General features: G+C 62.4%; 20 protein-coding genes. 11 read left to right on the top strand and 9 right to left on the bottom strand.

The genetic code is table 11. The features are described 5' to 3' along the window. Positions 1–78: 78 nt before the first annotated feature. From E5678_RS21755 to E5678_RS21795, 9 genes are all read left to right on the top strand, one after another. Positions 79–2,445 carry a DNA translocase FtsK gene (locus E5678_RS21755; protein ID WP_136180468.1) on the top strand — a complete coding sequence of 789 codons (2,367 nt, stop codon included), beginning with the start codon at positions 79–81 and terminating at the stop codon, positions 2,443–2,445. Positions 2,446–2,509: 64 nt separating this feature from the next. Next, positions 2,510–3,166, top strand: coding sequence for an outer membrane lipoprotein chaperone LolA (lolA, locus tag E5678_RS21760; RefSeq protein ID WP_136180469.1), 657 nt, complete (start codon positions 2,510–2,512; stop codon positions 3,164–3,166). Positions 3,167–3,170: 4 nt separating this feature from the next. Then, a complete protein-coding gene (locus tag E5678_RS21765) occupies positions 3,171–4,472 on the top strand; it encodes a replication-associated recombination protein A (protein WP_247596859.1) in 1,302 nt (433 codons plus the stop codon). 231 nt (positions 4,473–4,703) lie between these two features. Further along, positions 4,704–5,633: a branched-chain amino acid ABC transporter permease gene (locus E5678_RS21770; RefSeq protein ID WP_136180471.1), complete on the top strand. Its 930-nt coding sequence runs from the start codon at positions 4,704–4,706 to the stop codon at positions 5,631–5,633. Between the two features lie 24 nt (positions 5,634–5,657). After that, positions 5,658–6,740, top strand: coding sequence for an ABC transporter ATP-binding protein (locus tag E5678_RS21775; protein ID WP_136180916.1), 1,083 nt, complete (start codon positions 5,658–5,660; stop codon positions 6,738–6,740). 13 nt (positions 6,741–6,753) lie between these two features. Further along, positions 6,754–7,524 (top strand): ABC transporter ATP-binding protein, encoded by a 771-nt coding sequence (locus E5678_RS21780; RefSeq protein WP_136180472.1) that lies wholly within the window; start codon positions 6,754–6,756, stop codon positions 7,522–7,524. Positions 7,525–7,659: 135 nt separating this feature from the next. Continuing rightward, positions 7,660–8,376, top strand: a complete 717-nt coding sequence (locus tag E5678_RS21785; RefSeq protein ID WP_136180473.1) for an ABC transporter ATP-binding protein — start codon at positions 7,660–7,662, stop codon at positions 8,374–8,376. A gap of 194 nt (positions 8,377–8,570) precedes the next feature. After that, positions 8,571–10,124: a lysine--tRNA ligase gene (lysS, locus tag E5678_RS21790; protein ID WP_136180474.1), complete on the top strand. Its 1,554-nt coding sequence runs from the start codon at positions 8,571–8,573 to the stop codon at positions 10,122–10,124. 67 nt (positions 10,125–10,191) lie between these two features. Continuing rightward, complete coding sequence (locus E5678_RS21795) at positions 10,192–11,178, top strand: metallophosphoesterase (RefSeq protein ID WP_136180475.1); 987 nt, start codon at positions 10,192–10,194, stop codon at positions 11,176–11,178. 83 nt (positions 11,179–11,261) lie between these two features. Here the strand turns inward: E5678_RS21795 and rpoH are convergent, their stop codons facing one another. Next, entirely contained in the window at positions 11,262–12,218 is a 957-nt protein-coding gene (gene rpoH / locus E5678_RS21800; RefSeq protein ID WP_136180476.1) for an RNA polymerase sigma factor RpoH, read from the bottom strand. Positions 12,219–12,525: 307 nt separating this feature from the next. Between rpoH and E5678_RS21805 the strand changes: the two genes are divergently transcribed. Next, positions 12,526–12,783, top strand: a complete 258-nt coding sequence (locus tag E5678_RS21805) for a hypothetical protein (RefSeq protein WP_136180477.1) — start codon at positions 12,526–12,528, stop codon at positions 12,781–12,783. A 24-nt stretch (positions 12,784–12,807) separates the two neighbouring features. Here the strand turns inward: E5678_RS21805 and E5678_RS21810 are convergent, their stop codons facing one another. From E5678_RS21810 to E5678_RS21820, 3 genes are all read right to left on the bottom strand, one after another. Continuing rightward, complete coding sequence (locus E5678_RS21810; RefSeq protein ID WP_136180478.1) at positions 12,808–13,059, bottom strand: DUF2789 domain-containing protein; 252 nt, start codon at positions 13,057–13,059, stop codon at positions 12,808–12,810. A gap of 223 nt (positions 13,060–13,282) precedes the next feature. Further along, complete coding sequence (locus tag E5678_RS21815) at positions 13,283–14,023, bottom strand: YitT family protein (protein WP_136180479.1); 741 nt, start codon at positions 14,021–14,023, stop codon at positions 13,283–13,285. A gap of 128 nt (positions 14,024–14,151) precedes the next feature. After that, the gene (locus E5678_RS21820; RefSeq protein WP_136180480.1) at positions 14,152–14,463 is read right to left on the bottom strand and encodes an RNA-binding protein; all 312 of its coding nucleotides are present in this window, start codon (positions 14,461–14,463) and stop codon (positions 14,152–14,154) included. A gap of 3 nt (positions 14,464–14,466) precedes the next feature. Here E5678_RS21820 and E5678_RS22395 point away from each other — a divergent pair, with 3 nt between their 5' ends. Further along, positions 14,467–14,631 (top strand): hypothetical protein, encoded by a 165-nt coding sequence (locus E5678_RS22395; protein WP_168708636.1) that lies wholly within the window; start codon positions 14,467–14,469, stop codon positions 14,629–14,631. 306 nt (positions 14,632–14,937) lie between these two features. On the opposite strand, the gene ureG is transcribed toward E5678_RS22395, so the two are convergent. Genes ureG through E5678_RS21845 form a run of 5 tightly spaced genes read right to left on the bottom strand, consistent with a single transcriptional unit; the run spans position 14,938 to position 19,012 of the window. Next, complete coding sequence (gene ureG / locus E5678_RS21825) at positions 14,938–15,612, bottom strand: urease accessory protein UreG (protein WP_136180481.1); 675 nt, start codon at positions 15,610–15,612, stop codon at positions 14,938–14,940. Positions 15,613–15,669: 57 nt separating this feature from the next. Next, positions 15,670–16,374: an urease accessory protein UreF gene (locus E5678_RS21830; protein WP_136180482.1), complete on the bottom strand. Its 705-nt coding sequence runs from the start codon at positions 16,372–16,374 to the stop codon at positions 15,670–15,672. After that, positions 16,364–16,927, bottom strand: a complete 564-nt coding sequence (gene ureE / locus E5678_RS21835; protein ID WP_136180483.1) for an urease accessory protein UreE — start codon at positions 16,925–16,927, stop codon at positions 16,364–16,366. The genes E5678_RS21830 and ureE overlap by 11 nt, the downstream gene beginning before the upstream one ends. Positions 16,928–16,947: 20 nt before the next feature. Then, positions 16,948–18,666 carry an urease subunit alpha gene (gene ureC / locus E5678_RS21840; protein WP_136180484.1) on the bottom strand — a complete coding sequence of 573 codons (1,719 nt, stop codon included), beginning with the start codon at positions 18,664–18,666 and terminating at the stop codon, positions 16,948–16,950. A 22-nt stretch (positions 18,667–18,688) separates the two neighbouring features. Further along, positions 18,689–19,012: an urease subunit beta gene (locus tag E5678_RS21845; protein ID WP_136180485.1), complete on the bottom strand. Its 324-nt coding sequence runs from the start codon at positions 19,010–19,012 to the stop codon at positions 18,689–18,691. Position 19,013 lies beyond the last annotated feature (1 nt).

Genomic DNA, 19,013 nt, shown 5'->3' on the forward strand with positions numbered 1-19,013 from the left:
AAGGTAACAGGGGGGGGGCTCGCGGGCTTTGTGCCGGTGTTGATGGGGTAAGCTTGTGCCTCGTATCGACCGAGGTTTATGACGTATTCACTGAACACCCTCAACGCTGACCGCGACTCTGCGGGGCCCAGCGGCCTGAGCCGCTTTGCGCAGGAAATTGCGCTGGTGCTGGGCGCTGCCGCGCTGGCTTTCTGGCTGTTGGCCATGCTCAGCTATTCCCCCACGGATCCTGCCTGGAGCACCACCGGGACTCACCTTGAAGTGGGCAACTGGGGCGGGCGCCTGGGTGCCTTGCTGGCCGATGGTGGTTATTACCTCTTGGGCTGGTCGGTCTGGTGGTGTTTCTTCGCCAGCACGCGCGCCTGGCTGTCTACCCTGGCAGGGCGCTTGCGCGTGCAGCCAGTACCCCTGAAAAAGAACAAAAACAAGGCCAAGGCGGCAGAACCCGAGCGCTGGTGGGAGCAAACGTGGGCGCGGCGGGCCGGTTTTGCCGTGGCTTTGCTGGTGTTGCTGTGTGCCAGCGGCGTGCTGGAATGGAGCCGCCTGTACCGGCTGGAACACCTGCTGCCGGGTGCTTCGGGTGGCGTTCTGGGCGAATTGCTGGGCCCTGGTGCCATGCGCTGGCTGGGGTTCACCGGCTCGGCGTTGGCGATGCTGGCTTTGCTGGTGGTCTCTGCGCCCCGGGTCTTCGGATTCTCTTGGGGCCACTGGGCTGAGCACATTGGCGTGCGTTTTGACGGCTGGTTCGAATCCCGCCGCGAAAAGCGCGAAGCGGTCGAAGATCAGCGCATTGGCGAAAAAGCCGCCCGCGAACGCGAGGAGGGGGTGAAGGTCGAGCGGGTCGAGATCGAAGAACAGCATCCGACCCCGGTCTTTATCGAGCCCACGGTCATTGAGGTACCCAAGAGCGACAGGGTGGCCAAGGAGCGCCAGAAACCGCTGTTCACCGAAATGCCCGACAGCAAGTTGCCACAAGTGGATCTGCTCGATGCCGCGCCGACGCACCAGGCAGGGGTGGACCACCAGACGCTGGAGATGACCAGCCGCCTGATTGAGAAAAAGCTCAAAGACTTTGGTGTTGAAGTGCGTGTGGTGGCGGCTGCGCCGGGGCCTGTGATCACGCGCTACGAGATTGAACCTGCCACAGGGGTGAAGGGCTCGCAGATCGTGAATCTGGGGCGCGATCTGGCGCGCTCGCTGTCTTTGATTTCGGTTCGCGTGATCGAGACCATCCCGGGTAAAAACCTGATGGCGCTGGAGCTGCCCAATGCCAAGCGGCAGACCATCAAGCTGAGCGAGATCCTGGGTTCGTCCGTGTACAACGATGCGCGCTCCATGCTGACCATGGGTCTGGGCAAAGACATCAGTGGCTTGCCGGTGGTGGCCGATCTCGCCAAGATGCCCCACTGCCTGGTGGCAGGTACCACGGGCTCGGGCAAATCGGTCGGTATCAACGCCATGATCCTGTCGCTGCTCTACAAGGCCGATGCCAAGGACGTGCGACTGCTGCTGATCGACCCCAAGATGCTGGAGATGAGCGTCTACGAAGGCATTCCGCACCTGCTGGCCCCTGTGGTGACCGACATGAAGCACGCGGCCAACGGCCTGAACTGGTGCGTGGGTGAGATGGAGAAACGCTACAAGCTCATGAGCAAGATGGGTGTGCGCAACCTGGCCGGCTACAACACCAAAATCGACGAAGCCAAGGCCCGCGGCGAGAGCATCGGCAACCCCTTCAGCCTTACGCCGGAGCAGCCGGAGCCGCTGGAGCGCCTGCCGTATATCGTGGTGGTGATCGACGAGCTGGCCGACCTGATGATGGTGGTGGGCAAAAAAATCGAGGAGCTGATTGCGCGCCTGGCCCAGAAGGCCCGCGCGGCCGGTATCCATTTGATTCTGGCCACCCAGCGCCCCAGCGTTGACGTGATCACGGGTTTGATCAAGGCCAACATCCCCACCCGCCTGAGTTTCCAGGTCAGCAGCAAGATCGACAGCCGCACCATCCTGGATCAGATGGGCGCTGAGAGCCTGCTGGGCATGGGCGACATGCTGTATTTGCCATCGGGCACCGGCTTCCCTGTTCGGGTGCATGGTGCTTTTGTCAGCGATGAAGAGGTGCACCGCGTGGTGGCCTACCTGAAACAGCAAGGCGGTGAGCCCAACTACATCGATGGGGTGCTGGAAAGCAATCTGGGCGGTGACGGCGAGGGCGGCGATGTCTTTGGCGAAGGTGGCGACAACAGCGAAAAAGATGCGCTGTACGACCAGGCGGTTGAGATCGTGCTCAAAGACCGCAAAGCCAGCATTTCTTACGTACAGCGCAAGCTCAAGATTGGCTACAACCGCGCGGCGCGCTTGCTGGAAGAGATGGAGAATGCGGGCATGGTCAGTGCGCTCACCTCCAGCGGGCAACGCGACATTCTGGTGCCGTCGCGCCAGGAATGATGCGTCTGGACTGCCTTTGCCGGACCAATGGAACCTCGTCGGCTGGTACCGACTCTGAACACACATGAATCTGTTTCTTCGATACCTGCCCGCCGTGGCCACTTCCGCCGCGCTGGTCTTCGCTGTTTTGCCTGCCCGTGCAGACGGTCTCGCCGAGCTGGATCAATTCCTGCGCGAGGTGAGCAGCGCACAGTCCAGCTTCACCCAGGTGGTGACCTCGCCCAAAAGGGCCAAGGAAACCGTGGCACGCACCAAAACGTCGAGCGGGCGCTTCGAGTTCTTGCGCCCAGGCCGGTTCCGTTTTGAGTACACCAAACCGTTTGAGCAAACCATCGTCGCCGATGGAGAGACCCTGTGGCTGTATGACGTGGATCTCAACCAGGTCACAGCCCGCCAGCAAAAAGACGTGCTCGGCAGCACACCCGCGGCCCTGATTGCCTCGGGTACCGATCTCAAGGGTCTGGGTCAGGCGTTTGATCTGCAGTCTGCGCCCGCGTCTGAAGGCATCGAATGGGTGGACGCGAAACCGCGCCAGTCTGATGGCCAGCTGAAGAGCGTGCGCGTGGGATTTCGCTCGGGTCAGTTGGCTGAGCTTCAGATCGTGGACAGCCTGGGGCAACGCTCGGTGCTGACCTTCGCTGACTGGAAGGGCAATGTGCCGCTCAAGGCCGAGCGCTTTCGCTTCCAGCCGCCCGCAGGTGCCGACGTCATCCGGCCCTGAAGCTGTGAGCGCCGCTTCATCGCCACCGGGGCACCAGCCCCTGGCCGAGCGGCTCCGGCCGCGCGAGCTGTCCGAGGTGATTGGTCAGCGGCATGTGCTCGGAGAGGGCATGGCTTTGCGGCTGGCCTTCGAGTCGGGGCAGCCCCACAGTTGCATCCTGTGGGGCCCGCCAGGCGTGGGCAAGACGACCATTGCGCGCCTGATGGCCACGGCGTTTGACGCCCAGTTCATCACCATCAGCGCGGTGTTGGGCGGTGTCAAAGACATTCGCGAAGCGGTGGACAAGGCCGAGCTCGCCCGCGCCGGGCTGATGGCCCAGCGCACCATCGTGTTTGTGGACGAGGTGCACCGTTTCAACAAAAACCAGCAAGACGCCTTCTTGCCGCATGTGGAGAGTGGCCTCTTCACTTTCATCGGTGCGACCACCGAGAACCCGTCCTTCGAAGTCAATTCGGCTTTGCTTTCGCGTGCCGCGGTGTATGTGCTCCAGCCCCTGGGTGAAGAAGATCTGCGCCAATTGTTTGCGCGGGCCCAGGCACTGGGGGCGATCCCTGCGGTGCAAACGGCAGCAGCCGATCGCCTGATCGCTTATGCCGATGGCGATGCCCGGCGATTGCTCAACACGCTGGAGACGCTGGCCGTGGCCGCCACCCGTGAAAAACTGGAGGAAGTGACGGACGAATGGCTCATGCGTGTGCTGGGCGAGCGCATGCGCCGGTACGACAAAGGCGGCGAGCAGTTTTACGACACCATCAGTGCGCTGCACAAAAGCATACGCGGCTCCGACCCGGACGCCGCCCTGTATTGGTTTGTGCGCATGCTCGATGGTGGTGCAGAGCCGCGCTACCTCTCCCGCCGCCTCATCCGCATGGCCAGCGAAGACATCGGGCTGGCCGATCCCCGTGCCTTGCGCATGGCGCTGGATGCCGCCGATGTCTACGAGCGGCTGGGCACACCAGAAGGTGAGTTGGCGTTGGCCGAGTGTGTGGTGTACCTGGCCGTTGCACCCAAGTCGAACGCTGTCTACAAAGCCTTCAACGAAGCCAAGGCATTTGTGAAGAAAGACGGCACACGGCCCGTGCCCATGCATCTGCGCAATGCCCCGACCAAGCTCATGAAAGATCTGGACTACGGCAAAGGCTACCGCTACGCCCACGACGAGTCGGGCGGGTTTGCCGCAGGCGAAAACTACCTGCCCGAGGGCATGGCCGCGCCGGATTTTTACCGGCCGGTGGAGCGGGGCCTGGAGATCCGGATCGCCGATAAGCTGCGCGACCTTAAGAATCGCAATCATCAATCTGGCTAATGTTTCGCCAATCGCGCTGATGGAGGGCTCTTCTGGCCCAAACATTGCGGGTTAACCCGGGCTTGCTTAGGGCTTACACGCTTGAATTGGCTTGTAGTGGGTCGTTACAATCGCGCACCAACCCGCAGTCTGTCCCCCTGGGACGGTGTCTGGCGGGTTTTTTGCTAATTAAATGAAACCGGCCGTTTCGGAAGAACGGCCACAGCCCTCTCAGAACTCGGAGAACCTTTTATGGACGTTTTACTGCAGCAGATCATCAATGGTCTGGTCCTGGGCAGTATGTATGCCTTGGTGGCCCTCGGATACACCATGGTGTACGGGATCATCGGGCTGATCAACTTTGCCCACGGTGAAGTTCTGATGGTGGGTGCGCTCACCAGCTGGACGCTTATCGGCTGGATGACCGAAGCCTGGACGGGCATGCCCGGCTGGCTTATTTTGTTGACGGCCACCCTGATTGCGATGGTGGTTTGCGGCGGACTCAACTTCATGATTGAGAAGCTGGCCTATCGCCGGCTGCGGAACTCGCCGCGCCTCGCTCCGCTGATCACCGCCATCGGTATGTCGCTCCTGCTGCAAACCATTGCGATGATGATCTGGGAGCCCCGGCCCCACTCGTATCCTTCCATGCTGTCCACAGAGCCGTTCCATCTGGGTGGTGCCGTGATTTCGGTGACGCAGGTGACGATTCTGGCCACCACTGCGATCACGCTGGCGCTGTTGATGTGGCTGGTGAACCACACCAACCTCGGGCGTGCCATGCGCGCCACCGCCGAAAACCCCCGCGTCGCCGCACTCATGGGCATCAAACCCGACATGGTGATTTCGGCCACCTTCGTCATCGGCGCCATGTTGGCTGCGATTGCGGGCGTGATGTGGGCTTCGAACTACGGCACCGTGCAGTTCGCCATGGGCTTCATGCCCGGCTTGAAGTCCTTTGTGGCCGCTGTGATGGGTGGCATTGGCAACCTGGCCGGGGCCGTGGTCGGCGGCATCCTTTTGGGCTTGATCGAATCGCTGGGCGCTGGCTACCTTGGCAAGCTCACCGGCGGTGTGCTGGGCAGCCAATACTCGGATATCTTTGCCTTCGTGATGTTGGCGCTGGTGTTGACTCTGCGGCCGTCGGGCTTGCTGGGTGAACGCGTGGCCGATCGCGCCTGAAGCCGAAGGAGACGTTACATCATGATGAAAACGAAAACCGGCAAAATCGTTGCCTTTGTGCTCGCAGCCATCGCGCTGCTGGTATTGCCCATACTGTTGCAGTCCACCGGCAGCAACTCCTGGGTGCGCATCGTCGACTTGGCGCTGCTCTATGTGTTGCTGGCCTTGGGGCTGAACATTGTGGTGGGTTACGCGGGCCTGCTTGACCTGGGCTACATCGCCTTCTTTGCGGTGGGCGCCTACATCTATGCGCTCTTTGACTCGAGCCACCTGATCGATACGTTTCCAGCGATGAAGGCCATGTTCCCCAACGGGACCCATGTCAGCATCTGGATTGTGATGGTTGTGGCGGCGGTGGTCGCAGGGCTGGTGGGCATGATTCTGGGCGCGCCCACACTCAAGCTGCGTGGCGATTACCTGGCCATCATCACCTTGGGCTTCGGCGAGATCGTCCGGATCTTCCTGCTGAACCTGGACCGCCCGATCAACATCACCAACGGGCCCAGAGGTATCAGCCAGATTGATGCCATTGACACCTTTGGGGTGGATTTTGCCCAGCGATTGACGGTGGGCAACTACACCTTCGAGCCCGTGACCATGTACTACTACCTGTTCATGTTCTTTGTGGTGATGGCGGTGATCTTGTCTTACCGTTTGCAAGACTCCCGCATCGGTCGGGCCTGGATGGCGATTCGCGAAGACGAGATCGCGGCCAAGGCCATGGGCTTGAATACCCGCAACCTGAAGCTGCTCGCTTTCGGCATGGGTGCGTCGTTTGGCGGCGTGTCGGGCGTGTTGTTCGCCTCCTTCCAGCGCTTCGTGTCACCCGAGTCGTTCTCCCTGATGGAGTCGGTGATGGTGGTGGCCATGGTGGTGCTGGGCGGTATTGGCCATATCCCTGGTGTGATTCTGGGTGCCCTGCTGCTGGCCGGTTTGCCCGAGGTGTTGCGCCATGTGGCGGGCCCGTTGTCGCAAATGACCGATGGCCGCCTGGCGCCTGAGATCTTGCGCCAGCTGTTGATCGCCCTGGCCATGGTGCTGGTGATGCTGCTGCGCCCCAAAGGCTTGTGGCCGTCGCCCGAGCATGGCAAATCGTTGAGCAAATAAGAAGGTTGACTGTATGAGCGAAACCATTCTCAAAGTAGCCAACGTCTCCAAGCGATTTGGCGGTCTGCAAGCGCTGAGCGATGTGGGCATGGAAATCAATCGGGGTCAGGTTTATGGCCTGATCGGTCCCAACGGGGCGGGCAAAACCACGTTTTTCAACGTGCTCACCGGCCTCTACACCCCTGACAGTGGCTCGTTCGAGCTCGCCGGCAAGCCTTACACGCCCACGGCCGTTCACGAAGTGGCCAAGGCGGGTATCGCCCGCACCTTCCAGAACATCCGTCTCTTCAACGAGATGACCGCGTTGGAAAACGTGATGGTGGGGCGCCATGTGCGCACCCATTCGGGCCTGCTGGGCGCCGTGTTCCGCACCCCGGGTTTCAAGCGCGAAGAAGCCGAGATTGCCGCCCGTGCCTATGAGCTGCTGGAGTACGTGGGCATTGCCAAGTTCGCCGACTACAAGTCGCGCACGTTGAGTTATGGCGACCAGCGCCGTCTGGAGATCGCGCGCGCCCTGGCCACCGATCCGAAGCTGATCGCGCTGGACGAGCCCGCCGCCGGCATGAACGCCACGGAAAAGGTGCAATTGCGCGAGCTGATCGACCAGATCCGCAAAGACAACCGGACCATCTTGCTGATTGAGCACGACGTCAAGTTGGTGATGGGGCTGTGCGATCGCGTGACCGTGCTGGACTACGGCAAACAGCTGTCGTCGGGCACTCCCGCTGAGGTGCAGCGAGACCCCAAGGTGATCGAGGCTTACCTGGGCAGCGGCGGAGGCTAGATGTGGCTCCCCCTGCGCCGCGCTGCGCGCGTCACCCCCCAGGGGGCGACGCTGGCCGACTGGCGAAGCCAGATCGGCGGCGTTCTGGAAAAGACACCTCGCTCGGGACGTTCTGAATGAACAAGGAAATATGAGATGGCAAACACATTACTCAAAGTCAGCGGCCTGAAGGTCGCGTATGGCGGTATCAAGGCGGTCAAGGGCGTTGATCTGGAAGTCCATGAAGGCGAGCTGATTTCGTTGATCGGCTCCAATGGGGCGGGCAAAACCACCACCATGAAAGCCATCACGGGCTCCCTGGGTTTCGAAGCGGGCGACATCGAATACCTGGGCGAAAGCATCAAGGGGCGCGGCCCCTGGGATCTGGTTCGCCAAGGCCTGGTCATGGTGCCTGAAGGCCGCGGTGTGTTCACCCGCATGAGCATCACCGAAAACCTGCAAATGGGCGCTTACATCCGCAAGGACAAGGAAGGCATCGCCAAGGATATCGAGCGCATGTTCGGCATCTTCCCGCGCTTGCGCGAGCGCAAAGACCAGCTGGCAGGCACCATGAGCGGTGGTGAGCAGCAGATGCTGGCCATGGCGCGTGCGCTGATGAGCCAGCCCAAGGTTTTGTTGCTCGACGAGCCATCCATGGGCCTCTCGCCCATCATGGTGGACAAGATTTTTGAAGTGGTGCGTGATGTGGCCGCCCAGGGCGTGACCATTTTGCTGGTGGAGCAAAACGCCCAGCGCGCGCTGCAGATCGCTGCCCGCGGGTATGTGATGGATTCGGGCGAAATCACCATGACCGGTACCGGCAAAGACCTGCTGGTGGACCCGAGGGTGCGCGAGGCTTACCTGGGGCACTGACCCAGCCTCAGCACCCGCGCCGCCTGCGGCGCCATCCCGTCAAAGGGGCGTGATTGCGGTCTGGCAAAGCCAGCTCCACAGCACCCAGGGCACCTGAAATCTGCACATTTTCCCTGGGGCCTGGTCGGAAACTTACAATCACGGGTTGCACCGCGCAGATGTCTGCGGATGTGCAGCCCGTTTTTTATTGCACCATGACACAAGCACCCACTCCCACCGCCCAACCTGTTGCCGTTGACGAAAACCAGCTCATTGCCGAGCGCCGCGAAAAGCTCAAGGCTTTGCGTGAAGTGCAGCGGCAGGGAGGGGCGGTTGCATTCCCCAACGATTTCAAGCCAGCCGACAAGGCCGCAGCCCTGTTCGCGACCCACGGCGAGGCCACCAAGGAAGCGCTGGAAGCCACGCCGGTGCGCGCCAGTGTCGCTGGCCGGATGATGCTCAAGCGCGTGATGGGCAAGGCCAGCTTTGCCACTTTGCAAGACGCCTCTCTGGGTGAGAGCGGTGGCCGCATCCAGATTTACCTGAACAATGAAAGCGTTGGCGAAGCGGTGCACGCGGGGTTCAAGCACTGGGACCTGGGCGATATCGTGGCGGCCGAAGGCGTGCTGTTCAAAACCCGCACCGGTGAGCTCACCATCCACGCCGACAACATCCGGCTGTTGACCAAAAGCCTGCGGCCGCTGCCCGACAAGTTCCACGGTATCAACGACCAGGAGATCAAATACCGCCAGCGTTATGTGGATCTGATGACCGACGAGGTTTCGCGCCGCCGTTTTGTGACGCGCAGCAAAACCCTTTCCTGCATCCGCGAATTCATGGTGAGCCATGCCTTCCTGGAAGTCGAGACCCCCATGCTGCACCCGATCCCGGGTGGTGCCATCGCCAAGCCCTTCGAGACGCACCACAACGCGCTTGATCAGGCCATGTTCCTGCGCATCGCGCCCGAGCTGTACCTGAAGCGATTGCTGGTGGGCGGCTTCGATCGCGTGTTCGAAATCAACCGCAGCTTCCGCAACGAAGGCATCAGCGTTCGCCACAACCCCGAGTTCACCATGATGGAGTTCTACGCGGCGTACTGGAACTACCAGGACCTGATGGACTTCAACGAGCAGCTGATCCGCCATGTGGTGCTTCAGGTGCATGGCGACACGCCGCTGAGTTACAACGGAAAGCCTGTCGATGTGATGGCGCCTTTTGAGCGCCTGACCATTCGCGAAGCGATCCTGAAGTACACCGATGCCGGCGACGGTGTGGACCAGCCCGAATGGCTGCTGCCCCAGCTCAAGAAGCTGGGCCTTTCGGAGGCCAAACACCAACTGAGCGGCCGCAGCCTGTCCAGCCTGCAGGTGTTGTACTTTGAAGAGACGGTGGAAGAAAAGCTGTGGAATCCCACTTTCATCATGGACCACCCCACCGAGATCTCGCCACTGGCACGGGCCAACGACGCGAACCCGGAGGTGACCGAGCGCTTCGAGCTGTACATCACCGGCCGCGAGTTTGGCAATGCCTTTTCGGAGCTGAACGACGCCGAAGACCAGGCCGCCCGCTTCCACGCCCAGGTGGCCAGCAAAGAAGGCGGTGATGACGAGGCCATGCATTTTGATGCCGACTTCATCCGCGCCCTGGAATACGGCATGCCACCCGCCGGTGGTTGCGGCATCGGTATCGACCGCCTGATGATGTTGCTGACCGACAGCCCCAGCATCCGCGACGTGATCTTGTTCCCGGCACTGCGCCGCGAAGCCTGATCGGGCCCTCGGCTTGACTCGGGCTCGCACGGTCGAGCGTTGGTCATGGCGCTGCTTTTGGGCTGCCATGGTCGTGGCCTTGATCGTGACCCTGGTGGACTATCTGGGACGCTGGTCAACGCCGGGGTTCTGGGTGCGCAACCTGGTGATGCACGCCCTGTACTGGTCGCCCCGCATTGCCGGCGCCTTCCTGCTGACGGGCCTGTTGAGCCATTCGGTGGTGAACCAGGGTTTTCGCCGCTGGCGTGCGGCTGTGTTGTCGGTGGCGGTGCTCATCGGGCTGTGGTCTTCCCTGGTCGAGCCTGGCATGGTGCGGGTGCGGGAGACCACCTTCAGCGGTATTCCTGCCAGCACCGAGCCGGTGCGTCTGGTGGTGATTTCTGATATCCACTGGGGCCTGTTTTTCAGGGATGATCAGCTGGTGGATCTGGTGGATCGCCTCAATGCGCTGGAGGTGGACGCGGTGATGGTGGCGGGCGACTGGACGCATGAGCCCCCACCCGACCTCACCGCAGGGCTGGCGCCCTTGGCTAAGATTCGACACCCGGTGTTCGCCGTGTTGGGCAACCACGATGTGGAGTCGCCCGGCCCCCCCTTGACCGGGCCTTTGAAGGCGGCGCTGCAAACCCATGGTGTGCAATTGCTGGAAGGGCGTGTGGTGCCCTGGAAGGGCTGGGAGCTGGTTGGCCTCGACGACCAATGGGGTGGCCATCCCCAGCTTCAGGTCAAAAAGCTGTGGCCGCAACCGACCAGCATGGGTACATCACCTCCCAGTGTGCGCCTGGTGCTCGCCCACCAGCCGGACACCATTGCCCTGTTGCCAAAGGGCGCGGCATTTTTGTCTTTCGCGGGCCACACCCATGGCGGTCAGATCTGGATCCCGGGGCTCACACCCTGGGTGCTGCGCAACACCAACAGCGAGCAGCCCTGGTGGAATGGGGTGTACCAGACGCGGGGCGGGCCTTTGCTGGTAACCCCTGGCATCGGGACCATTGGCTTGCCGGCACGGCTCGGTGTGGTGCCGACCATCGATGTGGTGACTTTGCAGCGTTGACAAGGCGGGAGGTCCGTCCAGGCGGCTCACCTTGCCATGAAAAAAGCCGCCCGAAGGCGGCTTTTTGCTGCGTGCGATGGACTTCAGGCGTATTCGGCCAGTGTCTTGCGCATTTTCTTCATGGCCGCCACTTCGATCTGGCGCACGCGCTCGGCACTCACGCCATATACGGCGGCCAGCTCGTGCAGCGTCATGCCACCCGAGCCGTCGTCGTTGACCTTGAGCCAGCGCTCGGAGACGATGCGGCGCGAGCGGTCGTCCAGCGCAACCAAGGCCTGGGCAATGCCTTCGCTGGCCAGCAGGTCTCGCTGGGCCGACTCGAGCATGGCTGTGGGCTCGTGGGCCGAATCGGTCAGGAAGGCGATGGGGCCGAAGCGGTCTTCGCTGTCGTCGCCCGGACCGGGATCAAGCACCACGTCGCCACCGGAGAGGCGCATTTCCATTTCGCGCACTTCTTCAGGCTTGACGTTGAGGTCGCGCGCGACGATGCTGACCTCATCGTCCGAGAAGGCCTCGCGGTGGGTGTCGCCATCGAGCGCTTCCGAACGGAAGCCTTGTTTCTTGGAGCGCAGATTGAAGAAGAGCTTGCGCTGGGCCTTGGTGGTGGCCATTTTGACCATGCGCCAGTTCTTCAGCACGTATTCGTGAATCTCGGCCTTGATCCAGTGCATGGCATAGCTCACCAGGCGCACGCCCTGATCGGGGTCGAAGCGCTTGACTGCTTTCATCAGGCCAACGTTGCCTTCCTGGATCAGGTCGCCATGGGGCAGGCCGTAACCCAGGTATTGGCGGGCGATGGACACCACCAGGCGCAGGTGAGACAGCACCAACTGACCCGCAGCGTCGATGTCGTTGTCGTCGCGCAGGCGGCGGGCGGCGCTTTGCTCTTCCTCAAGCGTGAGCATAGGCATGCGGTTCACCGCAGAAATATAGGCGTCAAGGTTGCCCAGGGGCGGCAGGGTGAGCGACCGGCTCGCCCACGGGCTCCCAACGGCCAGTGAGGCGGTCGGCAAAGCGGTGGTGGCAAGTGCAGCGGACATGTTCAAAATCCTCCTAAATTAGGCATATCTTTATGTTAGCACTCTATGTGATTGAGTGCTAAGGCAAAGGTTCCATGCCCTTATGGCCCTGTTCCGGGCTTTGGGCGTTGACGTTGTCGACTTTCCGTGGGCCTTGAATATTCTTTTACTGAGTTTGGGCGATCCCACGCTCCCGGATCCTTGGCCGTTGGTGCCTTTTCGCCGTCGAACCTTTCCGCCTGAAAGCGGCTCCTTGCATCCGATCTGATAGCGGGCGCGGCAACTTCGGAAAGGCAGCACGCTGCGATCCGTGAGGCAGAATGCGTCAATGGATCCACTACAAGAGCTTGAGACGGCCGAAGCACTGGGCTTCACGCTGCCGACCCCTGCGTACCTCATTGGCGCGGTTTTTTTCGGACTGATCGGATTCGCGGCCTTTCGCATGGGCCGCAAGCAAGAGCGCACGCGCGCGATCTGGATCGGTGTTGTGCTGATGCTATACCCCTATCTGGTCTGGCAAACCTGGCTCCTGTATGCCGTGGGCGCCTTGCTGTGCGCGGGCCTGTGGATCGAGCGCCGCTACTAGAAGACCCCCCTGGTCGGCACCCCATCAGGCGGGAGGGGTTTCCTGCCCACGCAGGGCCTCGCTCAGTTGATCGGCCAGCTCGGCCCAGTCTGAATCCAGCAACAGGGCTTCTGTCAGGAAGGCCGCCTGCGCAGGCGACCAGAAGGGTGCGTCGGGCAGCCTGACATCGCCCGCGAGAGGGGCGTGCTGCGTCAGAAACTGCGTTATGCCCTGTGGGTCATTGGGCAGCCCCAGCTGGGCAAAGAGATCGCTGAAATGGTGGTGGGCGTCTTGCATGGGGTTGTCTTTCCTTCGTTCGTTGGTGCGCTTGTTTGAATCGGGGTCGCTTGTGCGGGGTGCTGGATGGCAGGGTGAACCCGGTCAACAATTTTACGAAGCTCTGCGAAGGAAGGGGGTAGGTGAGTTCCTACGCAGGGTTCATGGGTGTGGCCGTGACTCAAGGTTCAGGACTTGGCCTTCGCGATTGCTCAAAGACCCACAGGAAATGGGCTGCCCGCTCTCAAACCCCCAAATACCGCCCCGGCCGGTGGTTCAGCGCCAGGATGGCGCCAATGGCCACGGCACCCACCACCGATTGAGCGACGCGTTCGGGCGGCACCACCACCAGCGCGGTGAGCACGACCACCACGTCCACCGACATCTGCACTTTTCCGGCGCTGAAGCCTTTTGCCTGCTGCAGCCACTGGGCCAGGATGTTGACGCCGCCCACGCTGGCACGGTGGCGCAGCAGGGCAAGCAGGCCGAAACCGATCAGAATGCCACCCAACACCGAGGCCACCCAGGGGTTGAGGAACTCGAAGCGCACCACCTGGGGCGCCACGGCGGTGCACAACGAGACCAGCGCCACCGCGAAGAAACTCTTGAAGGTGAATTCCTTGCCCAGCCGAAACCATGACAAAACGAAAAATGGCAGGCTGAACAGGAAGAAGAACAGGCCGAAGTTCAGCCCAGTGGCGTAGCTGGCCAGAAAGGCCGCGCCAGCCACGCCGCCGGTGAGCAGCCCGGCATGGCCCAACATGGTCATGCCCAGGGCGACGAAGAGCGAGCCGGCAATGAGGGCGTGGGCGTCTTCCAGCCAGGAGTGGCGGGAGAGCAGGGACGGCTGGATTGGCTGGGTGGGTGCCTTGGCGCCAGAGCGCGGTGCGGGGGTTGAGTCAGAGGCGCGGGCTTGGGCGCGGCGTGGTTTGCCGCTGCGAAGGCCGGGCGCCCGCCTTTTGAGCGAGGTAACGGTGTGGGCCATGGGGTCAACGCATGCATTTTGCGTGCCGGAGCTTGGGCCGGCGTCTGCTCCTGGGACGGAGCAGATGCCTACAGGCGAAAAAAAACCGGCCTTTCGACCGGTTTTTCTGATGCTACTGAGCGCAGGGCTTAGTAACGGTCACGGCCACCGCCGTAACCACCGCCACCGCCGCCGCCGCCACCGGTGCGTGGCTCCATTGGACGGGCTTCATTCACGACAGCGTCACGGCCGTCGAGGTTTTGACCGTTCATGCCGCTGATGGCCGCTTGGGCTTCAGCATCGCTGGACATTTCGACAAAGCCGAAACCCTTTGAACGGCCGCTGTCGCGGTCGGTCATGACTTTGGCGGACTGGACCGAACCAAATTCAGAGAATGCTTGTTGGAGGGAGCTGTCGTTCACCGAGTAGGAGAGATTGCCGACGTAAAGTTTCTTGCCCATGAAGTGGACCTTTCAAAAATTGCCCGCGCGCTAGATGGAATTGAAGTGCGCGAAGCGGGGGATGCTGAGCTGGATTACGAGCTCAATCATCGGAAAAAATGGCGTTCGGACGATGCCGATGTGCCGTGGGTCTGGGTATTGGCATGCCAGCGAATGGTGCGGCATTGACCCAGGTAGAAGGTGGTGTTGGGAAAAGAGAGAAAAAGGCCGGGTTCAAATCGCCACAAAAGACGGTTCTGATCACCGGGAAGAAGGTGGGCGCTATGGCCAGGAGAAGGGCGGCGAGAGCAACAAAAGCTGCGCTGCGAACCGTATCTGACGGCGTGACCCAAATGAAATCATATTGGGCAGCGTGGTTATTCTAATCCCGTTCCTGTTTCTATGCTGAATTGTTTTGCAGGCGGGTCGCCGGCTGAGTCCACACAGCAACACCACAAGCGCTTGCGGCTTGTGGTGTACCGCCGCTGGCCTGCCTCAAAGGGTGACGGGCTCGGCTTGAGGCGCGAGCATGCCACGCGTCTCGATGAAGCGCACCACTTCGTCTACCCCGCTGAGGGTTTTGAGGTTGGTCATGACCCAGGGGCGGCGGGTGCTGTCGGGTCGCATGCGGGCCGTGTCGGCTTTCATGACCTCAAGGTCGGCGCCCACATGGGGCGCGAGATCGGTTTTGTTGATGATCAACAGGTCGCTCTTGGTGATGCCAGGGCCGCCTTTGCGTGGAATTTTTTCGCCAGCGGCGACGTCGATCACATAGAGGGTGAGGTCGCTCAGTTCGGGGCTGAAGGTGGCCGCGAGGTTGTCGCCGCCGCTTTCGATGAAAACGATATCGGCATCGGGAAACTCACCGAGCATGCGGTCGATGGCTTCGAGGTTGATCGAGGCGTCTTCGCGGATGGCGGTGTGTGGGCAGCCTCCGGTCTCCACGCCCATGATTCGCTCCGCAGGCAAGGCGCCGCTCACGGTGAGCAGGCGCTGGTCTTCCTTGGTGTAGATGTCGTTGGTGATGGCGATGAGGTCGTAGCGCTCGCGCATGGCTTTGCACAACATCTCCAGCAAGGTGGTTTTGCCGGAGCCGACCGGGCCACCGATGCCCACGCGCAGCGGGGGCAGGAGTTTGGTGCGGCGGGGGATGTGGTGCAGTGCGCTCATGGTGTTGGGTGTCTCGTTGTGTCTTGCAAGGGTGTCGGGACAGTGGTGTGGCCGTGCTCAGGATCTGAACAGGCGGGAGTATTGGGTTTCATGGCGGGCCGAAAGAATGGCCAGCATGGGCGTGCAGGCCTGGCGGGTGTCGTCGGTCAGGCGGGTCGCGGTGGCCACCGCTTCGGGGATCGCCTGGGCCAGGCGGGCGAGCATGCGCTGGCCGGCGCTCTGGCCCAGAGGCACCGATTTGATGGAGGCCTGGACCATGTTTTCTCCCCACGCGAAGGCGAAACTGGACAGGCCGTCGTGTAGCGATGCACCGCTGTGGGCGAGCGCGCAGGCCATGACCACCGGGTAGGTTGGCGAAGTGAGCTCGGCGCTGGACAGCTGCTCGTGCAAGCCTTGGCCCAGGTCGCCGAGGGAGCGGGCCCATTCCACCAGGGAGCGACCCATCTGTTCCGTTTGCAGACGGAATTCCTGGGTCTCTCGGGTTTGAAGAATCCAGTTGTTGAGGGCGTGTATGCGAGCCCGGTCGGGGGTTTGCCAGGCGGGAATGGCCTGGGCCACCACGGCGAGGTCGCAGCGCGCCAGGCTGAGCTGGAGCTGGTCGAGCAGCCAACGGCTGGCGCTGTCTTCGTCGCTGACCCAGCCGGTGTCTGTGGCGGCCTCCAGCCCTTCGGAATACGAGAAGCCACCCACCGGCAGCGCGGGTGAGGCCAACCAGAGCAGGTTCAGCAGGCCCGCTTTGGTCGGGGGCACTTCAGTCGACATGACCGGGGGGTGTTTCGGCAGTGGGCGTGTGGTCGTGTGCGTGGTGATGGCCATGCCCGCCGCCATGCGAGTTGGCCTGGCCGTAGGCGCCCGACTCGGGCTCAAACGTGGCGCGCACGGTTTCGACGTTGAGGTGCATGGCGCGCAGCATGTCGGCCAACACGTGATCGGGCTCGATCTTGAGGTGATCGGGCTTCAACTCGATGGGCACATGGCGGTTGCCCAGGTGGTAGGCGGCTCTCATGAGGTCAAACGCACCGTTGTGTGCGTGGCCATGGTCGTGGGTGTGGTCGGTGCAGGCGGTGATCCGCAACACCGGCTGGGGCGCGGCCACCACGCGGATCAAACCACCGGCGGTGGTGACCAGCACATCGCCGCCGCGCACCACGGTGCCGCGGGCCAGAAAGACGCCGACCTGGCAGCCATCGGAGGCCGTGGCGTCGAAACGGCTTTTCTGGCGCAGGTCCCAGTCGAGCTCGAGGTGGGGGGCTCGGTTGACCAGGGCGGCGGCCAGGCCGTGGCCCTGGGGAATGAGTTTGGAAGCTTGCAACATAAAGGGGTATCGGTGTTCTTTCAGAACAGGAAGTAGCGTTGGGCCAGGGGCAGGCAAGTCGCCGGCTCACAGGTCAACAACACGCCATCGGCACGCACGGTGTAGCGCTGCGGATCGATTTCCATCTTGGGCAGGTAGCTGTTGTGCACCATGCTGGCTTTGGTGACGCTGCGGCAGCCTTGCACGGCCACCGTGGCCTTTCTCAGCCCGTATTGCTGAGCGATGCCGGCGGCGTGACCGGCCTGCGACACAAAGGTCAGGCTGCCCCGCGCCAGTGAGCTGCCCAGGCTGCCAAACATGGGCCGGTAGTGCACGGGCTGCGGCGTGGGAATGGAGGCGTTGGGGTCACCCATGGCGGCCAACGAGATGGTGCCGCCTTGCACCACCAACGCGGGCTTCACGCCAAAGAAGGCGGGTTTCCAGACCACGATGTCGGCCCACTTGCCCACCTCGAGCGAGCCCACCGTGTGGGCTATGCCGTGGGCGATGGCTGGGTTGATGGTGTATTTGGCGATGTAGCGCTTGACGCGGAAGTTGTCGTTGCGGCTGCTGTCTTCGGGCAGCGTGCCGCGCTGGCTCTTCATCTTGTCGGCGGTCTGCCAGGTGCGGATCACGACCTCGCCCACGCGCCCCATCGCCTGGCTGTCGCTGCTCATGATGCTGATGGCGCCCATGTCGTGCAGCATGTCTTCGGCGGCGATGGTTTCGCGGCGGATGCGGCTTTCGGCAAAGGCCAGGTCTTCGGGGATCGATGCATCCAGGTGGTGACAGACCATGAGCATGTCCACATGCTCGTCCAGCGTGTTGACCGTGTAGGGCATGGTCGGATTGGTGGAGGAGGGCAGGAAGTTGGCCTCACCCACCACGCGGATGATGTCGGGCGCGTGGCCGCCGCCCGCGCCTTCGGTGTGGAAGGCGCAGAGGGTGCGTCCCTTGGTGGCTGCGATGGTGTCTTCGACAAAGCCCGATTCGTTGAGCGTGTCGGAATGGATCGCCACTTGCACGTCGGTCTCTTCGGCCACATCGAGGCAGTTGCTGATGGCCGAAGGCGTGGTGCCCCAGTCTTCGTGGAGCTTCAGGCCAATGACCCCTGCGCTGACTTGCTCGTGCAATGCTGCAGGAAGGCTGGCGTTGCCCTTGCCCAGAAAGCCCAGGTTCATGGACAGGCCGTCGGCGGCTTGCAGCATGCGCTCGATGTGCCAGGGACCAGGCGTGCAGGTGGTGGCAAAGGTGCCGGTGGCCGGGCCGGTGCCGCCGCCCAGCATGGTGGTGATGCCCGAGGCCAGGGCTTCGTCGACCTGCTGCGGGCAGATGAAGTGGATGTGGCTGTCGATGCCGCCGGCGGTGACGATGTTGCCTTCGCAGCTGATGATTTCGGTGCCGGGGCCAATGATGATGTCAACACCCGGCATGGTGTCGGGGTTGCCGGCCTTGCCGATGGCAGCAATGCGCCCGTCTTTCAGACCGATGTCGGCCTTGACGATGCCCCAGTGGTCAATGATGAGCGCGTTGGTGAGCACGGTGTCCATCGCGCCCTCGGCGCGGGTGCGCTGGCTTTGCGCCATGCCATCGCGGATGGTCTTGCCGCCGCCGAATTTCACTTCTTCGCCGTAGCCACCGGCGCCGAGTGTGAAGTCTTTTTCCACTTCAACGATCAGGTCGGTGTCGGCCAGGCGCACGCGGTCGCCGGTGGTGGGGCCGAACATGTCGGCGTAGGCGCTGCGGGAAATATGGGCCATGTCGGATTCCTTGTTGCTGCTGCTACGGCTGCGGCTGTAATGACACGGCGCCTTGCACCAGCCCCCGGAAACCGATGACGATCCGATCGCCCGCGTAGTCCACGAGTTCGACGGTGCGTTGCTGGCCAGGCTCGAAGCGCACGGCGGTGCCGCTGGCGATGTTCAGCCGCATGCCTTTGGCGGCCTCGCGGTCGAAGCTGAGTGCGGCGTTGGTTTCGGCGAAGTGGTAGTGCGAGCCCACCTGCACCGGGCGGTCGGCTGTGTTTTGAACCACCAGCGTGAGCGTACGGCGGCCGGGGTTGAGGGCGTGTTCGCCCGCGTCGGTGAAGAGCTGGCCGGGAATCATG

It is taken from the genome of Hydrogenophaga sp. PAMC20947, from assembly GCF_004795855.1.
Classification (GTDB): domain Bacteria; phylum Pseudomonadota; class Gammaproteobacteria; order Burkholderiales; family Burkholderiaceae_C; genus Hydrogenophaga.

What these genes read in the sequence shown, in the direction of transcription:
- E5678_RS21755 (WP_136180468.1), top strand. Translation starts at nt 79, where the DNA reads ATGACGTATTCACTGAACACCCTCAACGCTGACCGCGACTCTGCGGGG.
- lolA (WP_136180469.1), top strand. Translation starts at nt 2,510, where the DNA reads ATGAATCTGTTTCTTCGATACCTGCCCGCCGTGGCCACTTCCGCCGCG.
- E5678_RS21770 (WP_136180471.1), top strand. Translation starts at nt 4,704, where the DNA reads ATGGACGTTTTACTGCAGCAGATCATCAATGGTCTGGTCCTGGGCAGT.
- E5678_RS21775 (WP_136180916.1), top strand. Translation starts at nt 5,658, where the DNA reads ATGAAAACGAAAACCGGCAAAATCGTTGCCTTTGTGCTCGCAGCCATC.
- E5678_RS21780 (WP_136180472.1), top strand. Translation starts at nt 6,754, where the DNA reads ATGAGCGAAACCATTCTCAAAGTAGCCAACGTCTCCAAGCGATTTGGC.
- E5678_RS21785 (WP_136180473.1), top strand. Translation starts at nt 7,660, where the DNA reads ATGGCAAACACATTACTCAAAGTCAGCGGCCTGAAGGTCGCGTATGGC.
- lysS (WP_136180474.1), top strand. Translation starts at nt 8,571, where the DNA reads ATGACACAAGCACCCACTCCCACCGCCCAACCTGTTGCCGTTGACGAA.
- E5678_RS21795 (WP_136180475.1), top strand. Translation starts at nt 10,192, where the DNA reads ATGGTCGTGGCCTTGATCGTGACCCTGGTGGACTATCTGGGACGCTGG.
- rpoH (WP_136180476.1), bottom strand. Translation starts at nt 12,218, where the DNA reads ATGTCCGCTGCACTTGCCACCACCGCTTTGCCGACCGCCTCACTGGCC.
- E5678_RS21805 (WP_136180477.1), top strand. Translation starts at nt 12,526, where the DNA reads ATGGATCCACTACAAGAGCTTGAGACGGCCGAAGCACTGGGCTTCACG.
- E5678_RS21810 (WP_136180478.1), bottom strand. Translation starts at nt 13,059, where the DNA reads ATGCAAGACGCCCACCACCATTTCAGCGATCTCTTTGCCCAGCTGGGG.
- E5678_RS21815 (WP_136180479.1), bottom strand. Translation starts at nt 14,023, where the DNA reads ATGGCCCACACCGTTACCTCGCTCAAAAGGCGGGCGCCCGGCCTTCGC.
- E5678_RS21820 (WP_136180480.1), bottom strand. Translation starts at nt 14,463, where the DNA reads ATGGGCAAGAAACTTTACGTCGGCAATCTCTCCTACTCGGTGAACGAC.
- ureG (WP_136180481.1), bottom strand. Translation starts at nt 15,612, where the DNA reads ATGAGCGCACTGCACCACATCCCCCGCCGCACCAAACTCCTGCCCCCG.
- E5678_RS21830 (WP_136180482.1), bottom strand. Translation starts at nt 16,374, where the DNA reads ATGTCGACTGAAGTGCCCCCGACCAAAGCGGGCCTGCTGAACCTGCTC.
- ureE (WP_136180483.1), bottom strand. Translation starts at nt 16,927, where the DNA reads ATGTTGCAAGCTTCCAAACTCATTCCCCAGGGCCACGGCCTGGCCGCC.
- ureC (WP_136180484.1), bottom strand. Translation starts at nt 18,666, where the DNA reads ATGGCCCATATTTCCCGCAGCGCCTACGCCGACATGTTCGGCCCCACC.
- E5678_RS21845 (WP_136180485.1), bottom strand. Translation starts at nt 19,012, where the DNA reads ATGATTCCCGGCCAGCTCTTCACCGACGCGGGCGAACACGCCCTCAAC.